The organism is Deltaproteobacteria bacterium (assembly GCA_029858205.1).
Classification (GTDB): Bacteria; Desulfobacterota; GWC2-55-46; order GWC2-55-46; family DRQE01; genus JAOUFM01.
In genome coordinates this window covers 96517-117216 of record JAOUFM010000001.1, presented here as the reverse complement: position 1 = coordinate 117216, position 20700 = coordinate 96517, and the positions used below count along the sequence as shown (strand labels likewise).

Here is a 20700-nt window from a genome sequence, read left to right as displayed (position 1 = left end):
TTTAATCCGCAGTTGCAGACACGTAATTCCTTCTTCCTAAGTATCATTAAAAATTATTTAATATTTATCTTGACAATGGGGTGGCATTTAAATATAATCGCCACTGTGCGTACATCCATGCCCGCAAGGGGAGGTGTACCATTTTTCTCGGTTAAAGGGTTCAAATAAGGGTGGCGTCGCCGCGCCAGCCGAATCGAAAAAAGCGGCGAATGCGCTCTTAATTCTTACATAAAAGGAAGGAGGGTATAAATGCAAGTACGTAGCGTAATCTCAATGAAGCAGTTGCAGGTGTTGCTTGCGGCATTCACCGCGGTAGTTCTTCTGACCGTGTTGGTGCCTGCGGCCGCATTTGCGGGAGCCGAGGAAGGCAGGAAGCTTTTTACCGGTGAGGTAAAGTTCTCTGCAGGCGGGGCGGCGTGTATATCGTGTCATTCGGTAGGTGCAACAGGGTCTTTGGGCGGAGGCTCTCTCGGGCCGACACTCACAGGCAAGCAGGACCTTCTCATGGCAGCATGGATCAACGGCGGCGGCTCGCCGGTCATGTCCCAGATCTATGCAACCAGACAGGTGACCGAGGGTGAGGTCGAAGACCTTAAGGCCTTTGTCACAAGCGTTGGGGCTCAGCCCGAGCAGTCTTCCGGCAAGTTTATAGGCATCAGCATTGTGGTTGCTATCGGCCTGCTCATCATTTTTGCAATAGGCTGGGGTGATCGTTACAGGAACAGAAACAGCGGCACAGCCCACGATGCCCTGTGGAGAAATTACGGCGGAAAAGGAGGGAAATAAATGTCTACGCTTATAAAAGATATTTTCGAACCTGCCAAGCGCGGTTGGGAAGAGTTTTACCGCAATCGTTGGCAGTATGATAAGACCGTCAGGAGCACCCACGGCAACAACTGCACGGGCGGCTGTTCCTGGATGGTTTATGTAAAGGACGGTATTATCACTTGGGAACTCCAGGCAGTGGATTATCCGCTCCTCGAGTCCACCCTTCCGCCTTACGAGCCCAGAGGCTGCCAGAGAGGCATATCCTCTTCCTGGTACGTATATAGCCCTGTCAGGGTAAAGTATCCTTACATCAGGGAAGCCCTCTTGAACGCATGGGGCGAGGCAAAGGGCAAGTACTCAGACCCGGTAGACGCATGGGCAAGTATCGTCGAGAACGCCGAGACCAGCAAGGCCATCAAGTGGAGCAGAGGTAAGGGCGGTTTCAGAAGGTACAACTGGGAGGATGCGGCCGAGATAATCACCGCAGCCCAGATATACACTATTAAGAAGTACGGCCCGGACAGAAACATCAGCTTCTCGGTCATCCCGGCGATGAGCCAGATAAGCTACGCAGCGGGCGCAAGGTATCACCAGCTCATCGGCGGCGTTTCCATGAGCTTCTACGACTATTATACAGACCTTCCGCCGTCCTCACCGGAAATATGGGGCGAGCAGACCGACGTTTGCGAATCAGCCGACTGGTACAATGCCGGTTACGTCGTAAGCCTTGGCGCAACACCCAATAGAACCAGGACAGCGGACTGCCACTTCTACGCGGAACTCAGGCACGGCGGAGCAAAGCTCGTCGTCATGAGCCCGGACTATGCCGAAAATACAAAGTACGCCGACCTCTGGGTACCTGTAAAGACCGGTTCGGACGGAGCGTTCTGGCAGGCAGTAAACCACGTAATACTTAAGGAATTCTACGTCGACAGGCAGGTTCCGTACTTCGTAGAGTACCAGAAGAACTACACCGACATGCCGCATCTCGTAATACTCGAGAAGGGCAAGAACGGCGCATATGAAATGAGCCGCTTCGTAAAGGCCGTTGACCTCGCCGATTATGCAGACGAGGACAACCCCGAGTGGAAGATGGCGATGTGGGATGCAAAGGCCAACAAGGCCCGTATAGTATACGGCGGCGTCGGCTATCGTTTCCCGAAGAAGAAGGAGAGCGAAGGCAAGTGGAACACCCTCATTAAGGACGGAAAGTCCAATGAGACCTTCGATTGCGCGCTTTCTCTTCTTTCACATAAGCAGGGAGTTGAGAGCGTAAACACCTACGAACTCGACACCGGCGAAGTCTATAAGAGACAGGTCCCGGTCGTATATCTCGACACCAAGACCAAGGGTAAGGTGCCGGTAACCACGGTATTCGACCTTCACATGGCTACCTTCGGTGTTGCGCGTCAGGGCCTTAGCGGCGATTACTGCAAGGACTACAACGATACCAAGGGCTACTCACCGGCATGGCAGGAAAAGTATACCGGCATAGGCCGTGATACCATCATGCAGGTTGCCAGGGAGTGGGCATCCAATGCCGAAGTGACCAAGGGCCGTTCGATGATCATAGTGGGAGCTTCAATCAACCACTGGTATCATGCGGACCTTATCTACAGGGCATTCACGGCAGCCCTCATGCTCTGCGGTTGCGTTGGACGTAACGGCGGCGGTATGAACCACTACGTCGGACAGGAAAAGCTCGCAGCCTTCGACTCGTGGGGCCAGGTTGCTCTCGGTCTCGACTGGGCAAGACCTCCGCGTCTCCAGAACACGCCGAGCTACTGGTATATCCACACGCAGCAGTGGAAGTACGACGGCAAGCTCCAGGACTACCATAAGGTTCCGGACCCGAACGCCCTCGATTTCAACCACACGGCCGATTACAGCGCCCGTGCGGTGAGGATGGGCCACCTTCCGTGGTATCCGCAGTTCAATAAGAACCCTCTTACCCTTGCAGAGGAAGCCGAAAGAGCAGGGGCAAAGAGCGATGCAGAGATAGTCAATCATGTCGTCAAGAGGATCAAGGACGGCGACGTTAAGTTCGCCATCGATGATCCGGACGCTCCGGAGAACTGGCCGAGAGTGTGGATGATATGGAGAGCCAACGCGCTTGGTTCAAGCGCCAGGGGCCAGGAGTACTTCTTTAAATTCCTCCTTGGAACCCACAATAACGTCGGCGCCGAAGAGGCGGCTCAGCCTTATGTAAAGGAGATCAACTACAGACAGTCTCCGATAGGCAAGCTCGACCTCGTTGTCGTAAACGAAATGCGTATGAACACCACGCCTACGTACTGCGACATGGTGCTTCCGGCAGCCCACTGGTATGAGAAGGAGGACATCAATACAACCGACCTCCACTCCTACATACATCCGATGGGCGCGGCAGTTGCTCCGAACTGGGAAGCAAAGAGCGACTGGGACGCGTTCCAGTTCTACGCAAAGAAGTTCTCCGAGCTTGCGAAGAAGCATTTACCCAAGCCCATGAAGGATGTTGTGGCAACTCCGCTCATGCACGATACGCCAAACGAAATCACCCAGCCCGTTCTCAACGGCAAGATAGAGGACTGGAAGAAGGGCGATTGCGAGGCCATACCGAGCGTTACGATGCCCAACTTCACCGTCGTCACCAGGGACTATACCAACATCTATAACCGTCACAGGAGCCTTGGGCCGCTAATGAAGACCAAGTACGGCTTCCACGGCGTGCTTATAAGCGGTAAGCCCTTCTACGACGAGTACATCAAGCAGAAGCACACCGATACCGTTGAGTTTGGCGGCGAGAAGTACATCGCGATGAACACGGCAAAAGAGGCCGCGAACGTCGTCATGCAGTTCTCCGGCGTCACCAACGGCGAGGTCTGCTACGCTCAGTGGCAGGAGGAAGAGCACCACACAGGTCTCCACGGCGACCAGTTCAAGGAAGCCAAGGAGTCTGTGAGGAAGATAAAGGGCGCGGAAGAGGCCAATAAGGTGCCTTACTTCGCCGACGAATCCCATCACGGCCTTGCCGACGCAATCGGCGGCCCGTTTAGGGACTTCAGAATCACCTATGACGACATCGTTGCGCAGCCAAGAAGGGTTCTCTCCAACCCCCTCTGGACCGGCGACACGAGAGCAGGCAGGGCGTATAACGCGTACTGCATGCAGGTCGATTACAGGATTCCGTGGAGGACGCTGACCGGAAGGCAGCACTACTACATGGATCATCCGACGTTCCTTGAGTTCGGCGAAGGCGTAGTCGTACACAAGTACAAGCTGGATCCGAATAAGATGAACGAGCTTAACAAGAGCGATAAGGAAGGGGCGATAGTCTGTAACTATATCACTCCTCACGGTAAGTGGCAGATCCACTCCACGCACTACGATAACCTCAGGATGCTAACGCTTTCAAGGGGCGGTAACGTTTGTTGGATAAACGACAACGACGCCGAGAGCGTAGGCATCAGGGATAACGACTGGATCGAGGCGTACAACGACAACGGTATATTCGTATGCCGCGCAATCGTTAGCGCCAGGATACCTACCGGCGTTGCCTTCGCCTACCACTCGATGGAGAGGACGGTCAACGTTCCCAAGACCCAGCAGAGGAACATCATAAGGAGCGGATTCCATAACAGTCTTACGAGGCAGAGGCTTAAGCCAACGCTCACCTGCGGCGGCTATGGCCAGTACTCGTACGGCTTTAACTCATGGGGCCCGATCCCGATCATCAGGGATACGACAGTCCTCGTGAGGAAACTGAAAAACCAGGAGGTGGAATGGTAATGGACGTCAGAGCCCAACTTTCAATGAGCTTTCACCTTGACAAGTGCATAGGTTGTCATACGTGCAGCGTGTCTTGCAAAAACGTATGGACCACGCGTCAGGGTGCGGAATACATGTGGTGGAACAACGTTGAGACCAAGCCGGGCGCCGGTTATCCTCTTACCTGGGAAGACCAGGAGAGGTACAGGGGCGGCTGGGAACTCGACGGCGGGGAATTGAGGCTTAAACTCCTCAAAGGCCCGGGGAAGCTTAGGACGCTGGCCAACATTTTCTTCCAGCCCAATCTTCCGACGATAGACGATTACTACGAGCCGTTCACGTTCGACTACGATAACCTGTTCAACGCCCCGGCCGGAAACGATCAGCCGGTTGCGAGACCGAAGTCGCTCATCACGGGCGAGTTCATGAGCAAGATATCGATAGGCCCGAACTGGGACGACGACTTCGGAGGCTCGCCTCTGTATGCCGCGAACGACCCGAACCTTAAGGGCCTTTCCGACTCGCAGAAGCTTATGCTCACGAAGTTCCATAAGCTGTTCTACTTCTACTTCCCGAGGATATGCAACCATTGTTTGAACCCCGGTTGCGTAGCATCGTGCCCCTCCGGCGCTCTCTATAAGAGAGGCGAAGACGGAATCGTGCTCATCGACCAGGACACCTGCCGTGCATGGAGGTTCTGTGTTAGCGCATGTCCGTACAAGAAGCCGTATTACAACTGGAACACCGGTAAGAGCGAGAAGTGCATATTCTGCTATCCGAGGACCGAAACGGCCCAGGCCAACGCCTGCGCCCATGCCTGCACAGGCAGGATCAGGTTCGTTGGAGCGCTCCTTTACGACGCAGACAAGATAGAGAGCGTTGCCAAGAGCCCCGACGACAGGATAGTGGAAGCAATGAGGGACGCCATACTCGACCCGTGCGATCCGAAGGTAGTCGAGGCCGCAAGGGCAAACGGTATGGAAGACAACTGGATAAGGGCCGCGCAGAATTCTCCTGCTTACAATCTCTTCAAGAAGTGGAGAATAGCGCTCCCGAACCATCCTGAGTTCAGGACCGTTCCGATGAACTTCTACATACCGCCACTTTCTCCGATCCTTCACCAGGCCAAGGGCGACCAGCCCGGCGGCACCTATGATCCGGAGAGCATGGAGTTCTTCAACGACGTGAACCTCATGAGGATACCGGTGAAGTATCTCGCCAACCTGCTTAGCGCCGGCAACGAGAGCCTCGTAATAGAGTCGCTCAAGAAGCAGATGGCCTGCAGGATGTACACCAGACAGCAGAGGGTCGGTGACGTAGGCGAGGCGAAGGTAAAGGCAGCTCTTAGCGAAGTGGGGCTTACCCCGCAGGACGCCGAGGACATCGTAAGGCTCGTTGCTCTCGGAACGTTCCAGGAGCGTTTCGTAATACCGGAGACGCACCGCGAGAGCAAGACCACGGTGGACCCGAGGACCATGTACGAGAAGAGGGGCTCCATCGGCTTTGGCCAGAAGAAGAAAGAGTTCCTGGGTAGACAGTTCTAATGCAGGCTACTATTCAGGATAATCTGTACTCTCTGTTTGCGGTAGCGTTCGACTACCCGACTGAATACACGCTCGATGCGGCCCGGAGGAGTCTTGAGCTCCTCAAGGGCCGCCCCGAGTACCCTCAGTCGGCTGCGAATGAAGTGGCTGCGTTCATAGAAGGGTTCGAGGGGCAGAGCCTTAGCGACATCCAGGGTGTGTACTCGTACACATTCGAGATAGCGAGCGGCGAATACACCCTTGACCTCGGCTACCATCTCTTTGACGGCTTCAAAAGGGCTAATGCTCTACTGGCGCTAAAGGAGACCTACAAGAGATGCGGATTCGATTACGACGCTATAGCAAAAGGCGAGCTTCCCGACCACCTGCCTGTAGTGCTTAAGTTCCTTGCCTCTCTCGAGGATAAGGAGTTGGTGGCGGAGATAAGAGAGACCTTTCTTATAAGGGCTCTCGAGGGGCTTGCCAAGAACTTCGCAAAGAAGACCGACGCAGTATACGGGCATCTTGTGAAGGCCATACTCGCTGTGATAGACACGGACGTGAAGGTCGCCGGAGCGAACAAAAAGCCGGCGGGCAAGGCGTAAAAGAGAGCGGCAGTAAAATACGTTTCTTTTGTAATAACACTATAAGGAGGGGCATAAAATGGATAAATTCTTGTTCGTATATCTGCCCTATGTCGTGATAACCGTCGCGATAGTGGGCACGATATGGAGGTTCGTCACGAATCGTTATTCGTGGTCGAGTCAGTCGTCCCAGTTTCTCGAGAACGGGACGCTCTTTTGGGGCTCGATTCCGTGGCATATCGGCATAGTGCTGGTACTTCTCATGCACATCATAGCAATTGTAATCCCGAGCTTCATACCGTGGTGGAACGCATCGCCGGTAAGGCTCGCGATACTCGAGATAAGCGGCTTGGCACTTGGCTTCCTCGCGGGTATCGGTATCATAGTGTTCGTCATCAGGAGGCTTTCGGACAGCCGCGTAAGAGCCGTAACCTCCAACTGGGACGTTATAGTCCTTATCGTTCTTCTCATACAGGTCGGCACAGGCATCCTGAACGCCATCATGTATAAGTGGGGCAGCAACTGGTATTCGGCAGCAGCAGGCCCGTGGGTGAGGTCGATAATATTCTTCTCCCCCAATGAGCTCTATGTGTCGAATCTTCCGCCAATCGTCAAGATACACATCGTAAACGCGCTTGTCTTCATATTCCTTATACCGTTTACGAGGTTCGTGCACTTCCTAGCCCTTATCGGCCCGTTCCAGTATATATTTGGCGGCAGGCCGTATCAGTTGGTAAGGTGGTACGGGTATAGAACCCCGAGAACCGAGCCAATCAGGCAGTACAAGTAAGAATTAAGTTAAGGGGGTGGGGAAACCCACCCCCTTAATTGCTTTAGGCTAGGTATTAAATACCGGCGTGTCCGGTTGCAGTGCACCGCAGCATGACGGTGTTTTACAGCGATAGGTAGGAAAAATAGAGCAGGAAAGGAGTAAATATAATGTCTTGGTTAACTAGGTGGGAACCAGAAAATCAACAGTTCTGGGAAAAAGAGGGTGGCAAAATAGCGTGGACTACGCTGACAATAACCACGTTCAGTCTTATATTTTCATTCGCAACGTGGTTTGTTATGAGCGCGGTCGCTGTCAGGCTTCCGCAGATAGGCTTTAAGTTCACGCCTGTTGAGCTCTTCTGGCTCGCGGCGATGCCTGGTCTTGCCGGCGGAACGCTTCGTATCATTCACACGTTCCTTATTCCGATATTCGGAACAAGGCTCGTAATATCCATAGCCACGTGGCTTAAGATCATACCGTGCGTATGGCTTGTGTTTGCGGTGCAGGATCTTAACACGAGCTACGGCACGTTCATGATAATAGCACTTCTCCTTGGCTTTGGAGGCGGAGACTTCTCGAGCTACATGCCTTCGACAAGCCTCTACTTCCCGAAAAGACTGCAGGGTACCGCGCTTGGTATTCAAGCCGGTATCGGTAACTTTGGCGTGAGCCTCACGCAGTTCGTTACGCCGTGGATAATCGGCTTTGTGCTTATCGGCGCGTATGCCGTACCGCAGAAGTTTGTAAAGGCAGATCCGATAAAGGAAGTAAAGATAGTAAAGGAAGTTGCTCCTGACGCGGTGCCGAAGGTAAAGAAGGCCGCTCCTGTTAAGGACGTCCAGATAAGCGATGCGGCGCTCGCGGCCAACATAACGGTGACAAAAGACCCGAACACCGGGCTTGTTACCGCCGTTGACAAGGTCGTGAACGAAGCTACCACAGATATCGTAGTTAAGACCGGCAAAAACCAGGCAGGCGCAGTCAACAGCGTCGAGATAAAGAAGATTGTTGCAAGGAAGGATATCTGGCTGCAGAACTCCGCTCTCTGGTATATTCCGATACTTGCTATAACCGGAATTATCGCCATCTTACTGCTAAAGAGCGTGCCTGTTAAGGCGACCTTTGCGCAGCAGCTTGATATATTCAAAGATAAGCACACCTGGTTCTGCACCATTATCTATATCATGACATTCGGCAGCTTCTCCGGATTTGCTGCTGCATTCCCGCTCATGATAAAGACCATATATGGTGTGTTTCCGGGAGGCCCGGAGCCGCTAAAGTACGCGTTCATCGGACCTCTTGTCGGCTCTCTTATAAGGGTCATCATGGGCTGGCCAAGCGATAAGCTTGGCGGCGCAATCGTAACGACCATTTCCGGCATCGGCCTTATAATAGGCTGCTGCATACTGCTCTTTGGCGGGCTTCTTACGCCCACAGGCGTTGAGCAGTTCCCGGCATTCCTCTGGACAATGCTCTTCATATTCCTCATGTCCGGCATAGGCAATGCCTCGACGTTCCGTCAGTTCCCGATAGCATACGCCTTCAACCCGAGACAGGGCGCGGGCGTTATAGGATTCTCCGCAGCTATCGCGGCTTACGGTCCGTTTGTGTTCAGTTCGATGATAGGCACGGCAATAGACACCTACGGCAATGCCAAGATATTCTTCTGGTGCGCCATAGCGTTCTATGTCATTGCCACGCTTATCAACTGGCAGTATTACACCAAGCCGGGCGCCGAGAGAGGCGACTGGGGCACCATCTGGGGCACTTGGTGGGATAAGGCAAAGGATACCTGGAAGCAGGCTTAATAGCATCGCCAGGTTGCATGTAACTACAGGCCGGGGGCTCGTAAGAGCCCCCGGTTTTTTTATGCGTGCATAGCAGCCCCTTGACAGGCGCTGAATTAGAGGTATGCTTTATTCAGAACGCCATCCTTGATAAGCGGCAAACCATATATGGAGGTGGATTTATGGCAAGGATGGGCGAGTATGACAGGTTCGGTGTCGAGAACATGGGCAAGGAAGAGTTTACGGCAGCCCAGGAACGCATCATGCAGCTCTGTAAGTGCCCCTCATGTCCAACTTACGTCAAAGGGGACAAACCCTACGGCTACTGCTTTCCGGTTATAGGCACGAGTTCCATGATAAAGAAGGAAGTGGATTGCAAGTGCTTCGGGTGCGATGTGTACAAGGACTACAGCCTGGACAATTCCTATTTTTGCACGCGCTGTTCGCAGCTCTGCCAGACCTTCAAGAAAGAGGCAGGCGGCGGCCACGAGTAAACCACTTAAACAAAGCCATAGCAGAAACGGACGCATTATGGTATAAAATAGGCTGGCAAGGGCAGGCGATGCGGCTCTTAAGAGGGCTGTTTCGTCTTGCGCCGGCCTGTTTTGCGCCATGCGTTCAGGTATCGTGTTCCTTAAATTAGCCATATTGCCGGTTCTGGTCTTGATTGCCGCGGTGTTTCCTTTGCAAGCCGAGGGCAGGGAGGTCGTGGTGCGCCCGGGGTCCTCCATACAGGCGGCGCTCGATGCCGCGCGCCCTGGAGATGTTATTTCTCTGGCGTCCGGAACGTATGCCGAAAACGTAGTAATAAAAGTAAGCAATATAACGCTAAAGGCCGCCACGAACGGCGAGGCCACCATGAGCTCGAATAATCAGTCTCTGGCAGTTGTGCGCGTATCAGGGGCAAACGGCGTGCGCGTGCGCGGGCTCACGCTCATAGGCCCGGCAAAGGCCGCGCTTCTCATAGAGAACTCGAAGGCCGTTATGGTTAAGGACGTAACCGCCATGGGCGCGGTATCGGGCATCCATCTCGATGGATCGAGCGGCTCGATACTCTACGGCAATACCCTTCGGGAAAATAATACCGGCATATATTTGCATCGCTCCTTTGACAACAAGGTAATAAAGAATATCGCCGACAATAACGCCGAAAAGGGCGCGTTCCTTCTTTATTCAGATTCGAACGTGTTCATTATGAACTCGTTTAGCTATAATGTTTGGGACGGCATTAACATACTCGTCGCCAGGTCCAACACCTTCGTTTCCAATGTTGTCGTCAATAACACCTATCCAATAGTGGACAACAACCCGGGAGAGAATCTGTTTGATTCCAACCGCACGCTTCGCCGCATTTACTTTGTTTTGCCTGTGGTGCTAATCTATATGGGGGTAGTGCTCTATCTCGTGGAGAAAAGGATATTCATATACTATCAGGACCGCATCAAGAGGGTGCCGTGACGGAGGCTGCTTACGGATGCTGATAACTGTATTTGCTTCGATAGGGCTCGTGTTCGCGGTCGTTTCGTTCATAGGCGGCTTTAAGATGGTCAGGAGGACCGAGCATCCGGCAGAGGCCTTCATGCACCGCGTAAACGGCTATATAACAGCCGCCCTGTACGTCATAACCACGCTCCTGGTCGTCTTTGTCGTTGGCACGACCGGTTCGTACTACTTCGCCTGGGCAGCAGGGTTTGGCGTGCACCTCTTGAAGGTCTATCTTGCCAGAAACGGCCTGGCCGTAAAGTACGGCGGCTACTCCGGGGCCATGATACTTGGCGCCTGGCTCATTATCATATTCAATCACCTGCCGAAATAATAACTTTTTAATTGGTTGAACTTGCCGCTGTATTCTGTTATTATATTGTAATCTTAGATTTTCACCATAACATGCCGTAATGGAAGGAGTTTTTTATGTCCGAGCAATATTTAAGCGTTGAATACACCTGTAAGCACCCGTCCTGTCAGGTGTTTTGTAAAAAGGGCGAAATTGCGATAGAAAAGTCGTATTTTGAAGAGCTCTCTGCCGAGATACCGGAGGAGGGTGTGTTCAAGAGCCCAAACGGCGCCTGCAGGATGGGCTTTTCGCAGCCGTTTAAGGCAGTAAGGGTTGTCCCCATGACCGAAGAGGCCATGCAGGCCAAGGCAGCGGAGGCGGAAAAGGCCTCTGAAAAAGACCCCATCGCGCGCCTGTCCGCAGAACACCAGGAAGTGCTAAAAAAGCTCGACATCATAGAAGACCAGGTCAGGCTTCGCGATGTTGAAGGGCTCTGGATATCCACGGCCGCTGTCGAGAACGACATCATCCTCCATTCCATAAAAAAGGAAGAGGAAGTGCTCTTCCCGCTCGTAAGGGAAAGAATCCCCATGGGCTCGGCCCTTATTGCCATAATGGATGAGGATCACAGGGAGTTCATAAGCCTGCTTCACGGCTTCCGCTATGCGCTTCAGGAAGACGCAATCGAGGACGGCCTTGTGAGGTCTCTCATGATTAATCTTCGTAATCACATACGCAAAGAGGACGAAGAGTTCTTCCGTTTCTGTAACGACTACGTAAGCGATGAGGAAAAGGCCACGATGTTCGCGGTAATGACGAAGATGGAAGGCGAACATAAAACCCTCGAGGCCGGCGACAGAAAGGCCAAGCCCCTTGCTCCGCTTGGCGAAGATAGAAAAGTAATCGATGCCGAAATACGCTCGTTAAAGACCGTAAGTTCGATAGGCGGCGAAGAAATGTGCTGCGGAGGCCATTAATTCCGTTTGACTGATATATTGAGAGAACCTTTTTGTAAAAAGGTTCTCTCAAACGCTCTCCAAAAACGTTCACATATAAAAAGGCCACCCCCCGTAAAGGGGGGTGGCCTTTTTTATACTCTGTCAAAGTCTTTGAAGGGGTCTGGGGGAACTTTCTACAGAAAGTTCCCCCAGTATACCCGCCAAACGGTTTTAGTGGGCCGGGTTTGGGGCCTTGTTCTCTGGCATTTCCGGAATGCCGAACTTATCGTTGAACACCGTGACGAAGTACATAAGCACGCGGTGGTTCATGAGAAGGCCTTTGAAGAGATTGGTTTTGTTCAAGCTATCGAGATAGAACTCGTAGGAGAACTGTACCTGCTGGGCTATGCCGTCCTCGTCGTTGCCGATGTCGTAGGAGTTCTCTGCGAAGATAAGGTCTTTTCTTATCGACGCGTAGAACTTCTCTCTGTCGTCTTCGTTCAATTCTTTAAGCTTTTTCTTGTGCTCGTCGGCTATTGCAACACCGTTTAAGAGCACGATGAGGCCCGGGTATTCCTTGGGCTGTATTACGCGCTGCCTCTTCATGCTGCTAAGAGGGTAGTCTATTTCGAAGTGGAAGTTCGCGTTCGTGTCTTCCACAAGCCTGACCTGGTGGCCGTTCTCGTTTAACCACTTGGTTATTACTGATTTTGCTTCTTCTATTGTTTCTACTGCCATTGCTGTCCTCCTTTTATTTTGATGCGCAACACAGAAGTCCTTGTAAATATTAAGACTTTTAATGATATACAATTAGCCTCGATATGTCAACTAAATAAAGGCGTTTGGTTCAGTGCTTGTGCGCCCTGTGGGATTTGACCTTGGATGGGTCGGTTATGAGCTCAGGAGCGCCGATTAAGTCGAGGCAGTCTGCTATTGCAGGGAACACGGCGCCAAGGCACTCGGCTATTGCCGAGGGTTTTCCGGGGAGGTTGATTATCAGGCAGGACTTTCTTACCCCTGCCGTTTGGCGAGATAGTATGGCTGTGGGCACCTTCTTTAGAGACTCTGCACGCATCGCCTCGCCAAACCCCGGCAGTATACGGTCGCATACGGCCTCTGTAGCGTCCGGGGTGACGTCTCTTGGCGCCACCCCCGTGCCTCCGGTCGTGATTATAAGGGAGCAGCCCTTTTCATCTGCCATGTCTATGAGGGTCTTTTCTATGATAGGGCGTTCGTCAGGGATTACGGCGTAGACCTCGTCCCAGGGCGAGGTTATTGCGCTTTTAAGCTCTGCTCTCACTGCAGGGCCGCCCTTATCTTCGTATTCCTTGGAGCTCGCTCTGTCTGAGACGGTAAGTATGCCGATTATAAGCTTTTTGTCGTAACTCATTGTTTTTACTCGTTTATACCTATTCGTTTATGTCTGGTATTTCCTGAAACGAATCCGCGCCGTATATGTTCAGGAGTTGTACTGTAACGATGCAGCCCTTTATCAGGTGGTCCGCGTCCTTTGGCATGACCATAAGGCCATCTGCCTCGACCATGCTCATGAGGATGCCGCTGCCCTGGCTGCCGGTTAGGGTGGCGAGGTACTCGTTAGGCGTCTTCTCGAGCTTTACGCGCATGAAGTGTGTCCTGCCTCTTTTATCTTTTACTTCGTGCGTAAGGCGGGCCCTTACAGTGCGCCTGAAGGCCTTTTTCGCGCCTGTCATGCGTCTCACTGCCGGTATGATGAACTCTTCTGCGCAGACCATGCTTGATACCGGGTTCCCGGGAAGGGCGAATACCGGTTTATTGTCCTTTGTCACGCCGAAGGCAAACGGGTGGCCGGGCCTGATTGCCACTCTCCAAAATAACATGTCTATGCCAAGCTCCGTTAGGGTCGGCCTGACAAAGTCGTGGTGGCCGACAGAGACGCCGCCTGACACTACCATGCCATCGTAGGTAAGGGCCTTTTTAAGGTGCTCTCTTAGGGACTCGGGCGAGTCCTTTGCTATACCGATAAGCTCCGGGTCTGCGCCTGCTGCCCGAAGCTGAGATAGAACGGTATAGCTGTTGGCATCAGGGATCTTTCTCTCGTTAAAGGGCTCGGTAAGCGCTTCGAGCTCGTCGCCGGTCGAGAGTATCGCGATTCTTGGCTTTTTATGAACCTTTACCTCTGCCTTCTTGACCATTGCCAGTATTCCGACCTCTGCAGGGCCGATGTCGGTTCCTGCCTTTAGAACCGTGTCGCCGGTCTTCAAGTTCTCGCCCATTTTTCTTAAGTTGGACTCGCGCGGCCATTCGGTAAATATTTTTACTTCAGTGTCGTTGCAATCGGTATCCTCTACTCTAACTATGGTGTCTATGCCTTTTGGCACAGGAGCGCCTGTCATGATGCGCGAGGCCTGGCCTTTTTCAACACTGCACTTTGGCTCGGCGCCTGCCTTTATGTCGTCGACGATTTTCAGGATAGCGGGTTTATCCTTAGTCGCTCCTTTTATATCTGAAAACTTCACGGCATAGCCGTCCATTGCCGATATGTCGTAGGGCGGGTGGTTACGGTTGCTTTGAACATCTTCGGCAAGCACGCGGCCCATGGAGTCGAGCAGGGCGACATTTTCGGCCTTTGAGGCCGTCACGTGCGAGAGCACCAGTTCCTGCGCTTCTGTAATCGTTTTCATCAGCTTTTATGTTCCTTTTCGTATTTTTGTCTAAGGTACTTTTCCTCTGCCGCTTTGAGCTCTTCTGGAGTGTCTACGTCGAGGAAGCTTAAGAGGGCCGGGTCGTGCTTCTTTATGTCAGCTTCTTTTACGATGTAAGCCCTTGTGCCAAGCGCTTTTATGAAATCCGTTATGCTTATTGAGCCGCTTCGCTGGACTTCGGCAGTTAGCATATCGGAAAACCTTTTCGAATAAAACGCAAAGAGCGGCTCCAGTCTTCCGTTTGCCTCCGGTATGACGCAGTCGTAGTCGTGCCTTAGTGCCGCGAGGTGGCGGATGAGCGGCGCAGCTGCAAGCGGATGGTCGCAGCCTACGACAAAGGCCCATGAGGCCTTGTTAACTGCCATGGCAGAGCAAATGCCCACTGCAGGGCCTCTACCCGGGAATGCGTCCTTAATGGTCCTGATTTTGCCGCTAATCCCGCTTACGTAGCGTTCGTCTCTGGCGCTTACGAGCGTTTCGTCAAAGAGGTAGCTTACGCGGTCGTAGACGTTTTGCAAGAGCGTTTTTCCGCCAAATACCGCCTTGGATTTATCCGGCGTTAGCGGTTGCATTCTCTTTGATTCGCCGCCAACGAGTATTATGCACACTGCGTCGGTTATGTTAAGTCCTGCGCCTGTCATTTTAGCTTTAGCCTTGTTATTATGAATGCCGCAACACTTTTTGCGTCGTTTAAGTCGAAGACCGGCGTGTTCTTGAACGGGGCAAGGCCCTTTATGTCCGTGACGATTGCCACAAGCCCTTTTTTCGGCGTAAGTACCGGCTCCTCGGAGCGTTCCTTTCTGACTACTTCTATCTTGTCGGTCTTGGAGTGAAGAAAGCCCTCGACTATTACCACGTCCATGCCCAAGAAAAATTCCTTTGCTATTTCCTTTGGCGTCTTTTCGCCCTTTACGTCTGTGATGAGCTGCATGGCCTTTGGCCCCGCGAACACGGTGCGTATAGCCCCTGCGTTTTTATGACGCCACGAGTCCTTGCCTTTTGCATCAAGCGGGTGAGGGTGGCACGAGTGCTTTATCGAGGCCACCTTGTACTTCTTTTTCGCGAGTATGGCGATGACCTTTTCCGTAAGTGTGGTTTTCCCCGAGCCCGAGAGCCCGACAATCGATATTATGGGCGGCGTTTTCACGGATGCTCCGTTACCCAGGACTCGCCAGACGGGGTGAATTCTTTTTTCCAGATGGGGACGGTTTTCTTTAGCGTATCTATGCACCACTGGCACGCAAGGAACGCGTCCTTTCTGTGCATGGATGCGGCGTTTATAACGACTATCTGGTCGCCTGGCTTTACGCGTGCCACACGGTGGACAATCGATATGTCTATTACCTTGAACTTTTTCATGGCGTCGGTTCTGAGTTTTTTTAGCGCCTTTAAGGCCATGTCTCTGTACTGCTCGAACTCTATGGCCTTGACGTTCTTGCCTTCAGAGAAGTCCCTGGCAGTTCCAAGGAAGGTCACGACCGCGCCGATTTTTTTCGAGCTCTTGCGAAGAAGTTTTACTTCCTTTTCTATGGAAAAATCTTTTGTCTGTACCCTTACTTTTTCGTATGCAGCCATTCTTTTATCCTGTCGTATTTTTATTATATGCTATTTATCCGAGAAAAAGCAAAACTCTGCCACTATAACTTGCGACATCCGTAACTCACCTTTCATCATGGGTTTTAAGTATGGTTCTGTCGAAAAATCCAGAAGATAATAATTAATATTGGTCCCATCGAATATTTTGAAAACATTGGTCATGCCGTCTGACGAAGAACATTTCCGCACAGCATCGTTCTTGCCCATAGTGCCAATAATTTCTTTCCCTGCAAGCATATCTACCACCGCTTTCTTTATAAGCGCGCCGGTCATTACATTATAGATATATATATTGCCTGACAGCTTTTTAGATAAAATTCTACTCCCGTCAAGCAACTGTTCAAACTCGTAAATATACGCCCTTGTGCCATCATCAGACAAGTAAATCTGCCCCAACTCTACAGGTATGTCTTCTATGATTGCCCCGTGCAATGCCGGCTTATCTACATCAACAAAAATCATGGCTGCCTTGCCGGCGCCGTCAACAAATGTTTCTGTTATAAAAAATCTATTTAAATTTTTCGTGACTTTCAAGCCCTTCTTGTTGCTCACTGGGGAAAAGAAACCGTAATTCTCTTTTAGCTGCTCCCATTTACTTGCAGGCATAAATTTCTTTTCAAAAACCGCTTCGGTTATATCTATTATATTGATACCATTAGCGGTCATTTCATATTTATACACTGTTAAATCTTTATAGTAATACGCACTCACTCCGTCATTGGCAAAACGAAGCGGCGATGACTGTGTTCCGCCCATCTTGCCTTTATAGGATTTTATTTTATTAAGCGTAGAAGTGTCGTAGACGTCTGTCATGCTTTCCCCGCTGCAAGCTTCCCCAACATTTACAGGCTCTGTGCACTTAACATACTGCACGAATATTTTTTTCATGTCCGGAGAAGAATATATATCCAAAACATTCCCGCTGATTGACTCCGAAAAAGTAATACCCTTCAAAAGCGTCCAATCTGGCAATTGAACCTTCAGCAATGCAGGCGGCCTGGTAACAGGATTACTTCCGTCATGCTGCGTAATTATCGAGTACGGCACGTAGAGAAAAAGAACGCTGTTCTGTGCATCATAATGAAACCCCCGCTCGGTCAATAGCCAGTCGGTTTGCTCGTACCACAAATCATCCGGAAAATAGCCGGCTATTGTAGGCTTGGAAATCCAGCTGAAGTTTTCGACGATTTCTCCGGTGGAAATATTGTATTTAACCACATCAGCCTCTCCGGACATTATGTAGAGATACTTTGGCGTGGCAGCCTGTGCTGGCGCAGCCGGTAAAGATGCTGAAAATATAAATACGAGTAATGTCGTATATAGGACTGTACGCATGCAGGTTTATCCACCTGAGAAGGGCGGCATTATCGCCACCTCGTCCTTGTCCTTTATTGTCGTATTCTGCTTTGCCTGTTCTTCGTTCACTGCCACCATGTAGGGGGCATTGGGCAGAGCTGGGTAGAGTTTCCGGAGTTCCTTTAGGAGGTCGCCAACCTTCATGCCGGACCTTGCCTCAATGGATGTTTCCTTTACCCCTGTCTTTGATGAGAGTATGCCGAAGAACAAAACCTTTATCATTTTAATTCGTTCTCTTCCCCATAGTGCTTCTTTTCCCCATGTTACTTCTCTTCCCCATGTTACTTCTCTTCCAATGTCCGCTCTTGCCGCCAAGCTTCTCCATAAGCTCGACGTTCGTAATCGTCATGCCTTTATCCGCTGCCTTGCACATGTCGTACACGGTAAGAAGGGCGATTGCGGCGCCTGTCAATGCCTCCATCTCAACGCCAGTTTGACCGTTGCACTTTGCGGTGACCGTGACGTTAAGGGCGGCTCTCTTGCCCGCTTCCTTTGTGTCGAATGCCACCTCTATGTTCGTAAGTTGCAGCGGGTGGCACATTGGTATTATTTCAGGTGTTTTCTTCGCGCCCATAACGGCCGCAACGTCAGCCACACTCATCACATCGCCCTTTTTGATGCCGCCTTTTTTTATAAGCGCAAGTGTGGACTTCTCCATGAGGATGGTTCCTCTGGCTACTGCCGTTCTCTCTGTCGAGGCCTTTGCCCCTACGTCCACCATGCGCGGCATGCCTTTTTTATCGAAGTGCGTGAGCTTTCCCATTGGTAGTCCTTTTGTCAGTACGAGATGAGGGTGGAGGCCGCAATCTTGCCTCTCTCGCCCCTGGCAGTGATTTTTCCGTCTGTGAGTTCAAAGACCTTATCGCCAAGCACGTGCGTCTCGGCGTGGTCGTGCGATACTATTATCGCCGGTATCTGCCACTTCTCCTGAAGGTCTTTTAAGTATTGTCTAAGCCTCGGTCTCATGTCCTTATCGATTGCAGAGAAGGGCTCGTCCATGAGTAGTATCCTTGGTCTTGGAAATAGCGTCCTTGCAAGCGATACGCGCTGTGCTTCGCCGCCAGAGAGTGTAGCAGGGTAGCGCGAAGCAAGGTGCGCGAGGTCGAGGTTCTTTAAAAGCGAAGCAAACCAGTCGGTATCGACCGAGCCTTTCGAGCCAAAGCGTATGTTGTCTTCCACAGTGAGCCACGGAAATAGAGACGGGTCCTGCGAGACGTATCCGGTAATGCGCTCCTCGGGCATAAGGTTCTCCGAGTTATCGAAAAATACCTTTCCGGCTACCGAGATACAGCCTTCGTCCGGGGCCTCGAGCCCGGCGATGATTCGTAGAAGTGTGGTTTTACCCGAGCCGTTTGCGCCGCCAAGCACAGCCATCTCCCTGCCGAATTTAAGCGAGACGTCTAGGGTGAACTGCTTTAGCTTCTTTTTTACGGTTATTATCGTCATTTGCTGTTATCTTAGCGCAAACTGCGCGTTCTTTCTTCCGAGGTAATAGACAATTGAAAGCACCGCAAACGAGAACACGAGAAGCACAGCCGACATTGCTGCCGCAGAGTGGAAATCCAGCATCTCGACGTTTTCGTAGATTGCGATGCTCGCTACTTTTGTTTCCCCGGGTATGCTGCCGCCAACCATCAAAACGACTCCGAACTCGCCGACTGTGTGCGCGAAGGCAAGCATTGCGCCGCAAAGCAGCCCTCTCTTCGATGCCGGGAGTGCGACCTTTAGAAAGCACTGCCACTTTGTCAGGCCAAGCGTTCTCGCGGCGTCGAATAGCCCCTTGTTTATGGACTCGAATGAATTTTGCATTGGCTGCACTGCAAAGGGCAGGCTGTAGAGCACGGAAGCGATGACAAGCCCGGTAAAGGTGAAGGCAAGGGTAGAGCCGAATACGGATGTAAAGAACTGGCCTATGGGCGAGTGGTTGCCAAGCGCTACGAGCACGAAAAACCCGAGCACAGTCGGAGGAAGCACTATGGGAAGGGCCACAATTGCCTCGATTGCTGCGCGGCCACGAAAGTTGGTTGTAGAGAGCCAGTACGCAAGCGGCGCGGCTATGACCATGAGCACAATCGTCGTCACGAGCGCAAGCTTTAGCGATATGTAAAAAGGCTGCCAGTCCATTGTTTTTCCTGTTTTTGGGCTCACTAACGGAAACTTTTCAAGTATAACAGGTGCGGGATAGAAAAGCCAGAAAAATCAGAGGGTTATGGCTTGGCAAGCTTTTTGGCTGTTATGACGGTGTAGCCGTATTTCTTAAATATTTCCAATGACTTGGCCGATTTGAGGAAGTTAGCGAACTCTGCGGCCTCTTTTGACGCGTTTTTAAGGAGCACTGCCTCTTGAAGGATTGGCGTGTGCAGCTTTGCGTCAACGGGGATATGGGTGCTGCCAGCGCCATACACCGACGACAGGGGAATGAACGCAGCGTCCACGTTGCCGCTCTTGAAGAACGCGTATGCCTGCGCAGCGCTTTCGCCGTACACGAATTTTTTCTCGGCCTCGCTGTGTATGCCGAGCCTCTTTAGCGCCTCGATTGCAGCAGCGCCGTACGGGGCAGTTGAAGGGTTGGCTATTGCTATTTTCTTTGCCTTTGATAATGCGGCCTTGATGTCGAGGGTAGAGTAATCCTTTTTTATTGCCAAAGCGAGCGAGCCCTCGGCGTACACAAAGCGGGAGCCCTTGATTGCGAGCCCTTTGTCTTCGAGCTTTACGGTGTGCGTGTTGTCTGCGGAGAGAAAAATATCGAAGGGCGCGCCTTGTTCGATTTGAGAGTAGAGCTTTCCGGTCGAGCCCGAGATGACCGTGACCTTTACGCCCGTCTTCTTTTCGAATGCGGCCGCGATTTCCTTTACAGGGGCGAGCGCGTTCGCTGATACTGCCACTGTGACGGCCTTTTTGTCCGCATGGGCGTTTAAAGCGGAGAGGGCGGTTAGCGCTATGAAGAAGGCTACTACGAGGAGCCTCATTTTATGAAGGAAACTTCAGTTGCCTTTATAAGCGCGGTCACACGGTCGCCAACTTTAAGCCCCATGTTCTCGACACTCGTTGTGGTGATAACGCCTGCTATGAGGTGCTCGCCTGCCTTGATCACCACCTCGCTTACAACGTCGCCTTTTTTTATCTCAACCACCTCGCCAGGGAGCTGGTTTCTTCCGGAAAGTTTCATTC

At 51.8% G+C, this 20700-nt stretch carries 23 protein-coding genes; 10 read left to right on the top strand and 13 right to left on the bottom strand.

The features are described from left to right. The first annotated feature begins 249 nt into the window (after positions 1 to 249). The 10 genes from OEV59_00575 (at position 250) to OEV59_00530 (ending at position 11932) form a co-directional block, all read left to right on the top strand. Positions 250 to 786: a hypothetical protein gene (locus OEV59_00575; protein ID MDH4226235.1), complete on the top strand. Its 537-nt coding sequence runs from the start codon at positions 250 to 252 to the stop codon at positions 784 to 786. Next, the gene (locus tag OEV59_00570; GenBank protein MDH4226234.1) at positions 787 to 4536 is read left to right on the top strand and encodes a nitrate reductase subunit alpha; all 3750 of its coding nucleotides are present in this window, start codon (positions 787 to 789) and stop codon (positions 4534 to 4536) included. Beyond that, positions 4530 to 6059 carry a nitrate reductase subunit beta gene (gene narH, locus OEV59_00565; protein MDH4226233.1) on the top strand — a complete coding sequence of 510 codons (1530 nt, stop codon included), beginning with the start codon at positions 4530 to 4532 and terminating at the stop codon, positions 6057 to 6059. The genes OEV59_00570 and narH overlap by 7 nt, the downstream gene beginning before the upstream one ends. Then, a complete protein-coding gene (locus tag OEV59_00560; GenBank protein ID MDH4226232.1) occupies positions 6059 to 6643 on the top strand; it encodes a molecular chaperone TorD family protein in 585 nt (194 codons plus the stop codon). The genes narH and OEV59_00560 overlap by 1 nt, the downstream gene beginning before the upstream one ends. Before the next feature lie 58 nt (positions 6644 to 6701). After that, on the top strand, positions 6702 to 7412 hold the full coding sequence (gene narI, locus OEV59_00555; protein ID MDH4226231.1) for a respiratory nitrate reductase subunit gamma: 711 nt from the start codon (positions 6702 to 6704) through the stop codon (positions 7410 to 7412). Between the two features lie 146 nt (positions 7413 to 7558). Continuing rightward, entirely contained in the window at positions 7559 to 9202 is a 1644-nt protein-coding gene (locus OEV59_00550) for an MFS transporter (protein MDH4226230.1), read from the top strand. Positions 9203 to 9363: 161 nt separating this feature from the next. Continuing rightward, on the top strand, positions 9364 to 9675 hold the full coding sequence (locus OEV59_00545; protein MDH4226229.1) for a DUF2769 domain-containing protein: 312 nt from the start codon (positions 9364 to 9366) through the stop codon (positions 9673 to 9675). 118 nt (positions 9676 to 9793) lie between these two features. Next, positions 9794 to 10639, top strand: a complete 846-nt coding sequence (locus OEV59_00540; protein ID MDH4226228.1) for a right-handed parallel beta-helix repeat-containing protein — start codon at positions 9794 to 9796, stop codon at positions 10637 to 10639. A 16-nt stretch (positions 10640 to 10655) separates the two neighbouring features. Continuing rightward, positions 10656 to 10997 (top strand): hypothetical protein, encoded by a 342-nt coding sequence (locus OEV59_00535; protein ID MDH4226227.1) that lies wholly within the window; start codon positions 10656 to 10658, stop codon positions 10995 to 10997. Between the two features lie 95 nt (positions 10998 to 11092). After that, positions 11093 to 11932 (top strand): hemerythrin domain-containing protein, encoded by an 840-nt coding sequence (locus OEV59_00530; protein ID MDH4226226.1) that lies wholly within the window; start codon positions 11093 to 11095, stop codon positions 11930 to 11932. 192 nt (positions 11933 to 12124) lie between these two features. On the opposite strand, the gene OEV59_00525 is transcribed toward OEV59_00530, so the two are convergent. From OEV59_00525 to OEV59_00465, 13 genes are all read right to left on the bottom strand, one after another. Beyond that, positions 12125 to 12631, bottom strand: coding sequence for a DUF2299 family protein (locus OEV59_00525; GenBank protein ID MDH4226225.1), 507 nt, complete (start codon positions 12629 to 12631; stop codon positions 12125 to 12127). Positions 12632 to 12740: 109 nt separating this feature from the next. Beyond that, a complete protein-coding gene (gene mog, locus OEV59_00520) occupies positions 12741 to 13283 on the bottom strand; it encodes a molybdopterin adenylyltransferase (protein ID MDH4226224.1) in 543 nt (180 codons plus the stop codon). Positions 13284 to 13302: 19 nt separating this feature from the next. Next, complete coding sequence (locus OEV59_00515; GenBank protein MDH4226223.1) at positions 13303 to 14556, bottom strand: molybdopterin molybdotransferase MoeA; 1254 nt, start codon at positions 14554 to 14556, stop codon at positions 13303 to 13305. Continuing rightward, entirely contained in the window at positions 14556 to 15218 is a 663-nt protein-coding gene (locus OEV59_00510) for a molybdenum cofactor guanylyltransferase (protein MDH4226222.1), read from the bottom strand. Before OEV59_00510 ends, OEV59_00515 begins: the two co-directional genes overlap by 1 nt. Beyond that, positions 15215 to 15724 carry a molybdopterin-guanine dinucleotide biosynthesis protein B gene (gene mobB, locus OEV59_00505; GenBank protein ID MDH4226221.1) on the bottom strand — a complete coding sequence of 170 codons (510 nt, stop codon included), beginning with the start codon at positions 15722 to 15724 and terminating at the stop codon, positions 15215 to 15217. Before mobB ends, OEV59_00510 begins: the two co-directional genes overlap by 4 nt. Then, the gene (locus OEV59_00500) at positions 15721 to 16152 is read right to left on the bottom strand and encodes a molybdenum cofactor biosynthesis protein MoaE (protein MDH4226220.1); all 432 of its coding nucleotides are present in this window, start codon (positions 16150 to 16152) and stop codon (positions 15721 to 15723) included. Before OEV59_00500 ends, mobB begins: the two co-directional genes overlap by 4 nt. A 30-nt stretch (positions 16153 to 16182) precedes the next feature. After that, positions 16183 to 17508, bottom strand: a complete 1326-nt coding sequence (locus OEV59_00495; protein ID MDH4226219.1) for a hypothetical protein — start codon at positions 17506 to 17508, stop codon at positions 16183 to 16185. Between the two features lie 6 nt (positions 17509 to 17514). Next, positions 17515 to 17751 (bottom strand): MoaD/ThiS family protein, encoded by a 237-nt coding sequence (locus OEV59_00490; protein ID MDH4226218.1) that lies wholly within the window; start codon positions 17749 to 17751, stop codon positions 17515 to 17517. A 1-nt stretch (position 17752) separates the two neighbouring features. Next, positions 17753 to 18292, bottom strand: a complete 540-nt coding sequence (moaC, locus tag OEV59_00485) for a cyclic pyranopterin monophosphate synthase MoaC (GenBank protein ID MDH4226217.1) — start codon at positions 18290 to 18292, stop codon at positions 17753 to 17755. Positions 18293 to 18306: 14 nt separating this feature from the next. After that, positions 18307 to 18975, bottom strand: coding sequence for an ATP-binding cassette domain-containing protein (locus OEV59_00480; GenBank protein ID MDH4226216.1), 669 nt, complete (start codon positions 18973 to 18975; stop codon positions 18307 to 18309). Between the two features lie 6 nt (positions 18976 to 18981). Next, the gene (modB, locus tag OEV59_00475; protein ID MDH4226215.1) at positions 18982 to 19653 is read right to left on the bottom strand and encodes a molybdate ABC transporter permease subunit; all 672 of its coding nucleotides are present in this window, start codon (positions 19651 to 19653) and stop codon (positions 18982 to 18984) included. Between the two features lie 83 nt (positions 19654 to 19736). After that, positions 19737 to 20498 carry a molybdate ABC transporter substrate-binding protein gene (modA, locus tag OEV59_00470; GenBank protein MDH4226214.1) on the bottom strand — a complete coding sequence of 254 codons (762 nt, stop codon included), beginning with the start codon at positions 20496 to 20498 and terminating at the stop codon, positions 19737 to 19739. Beyond that, positions 20495 to 20698 carry a TOBE domain-containing protein gene (locus OEV59_00465; GenBank protein ID MDH4226213.1) on the bottom strand — a complete coding sequence of 68 codons (204 nt, stop codon included), beginning with the start codon at positions 20696 to 20698 and terminating at the stop codon, positions 20495 to 20497. The genes modA and OEV59_00465 overlap by 4 nt, the downstream gene beginning before the upstream one ends. Between the last annotated feature and the right edge of the window lie 2 nt (positions 20699 to 20700).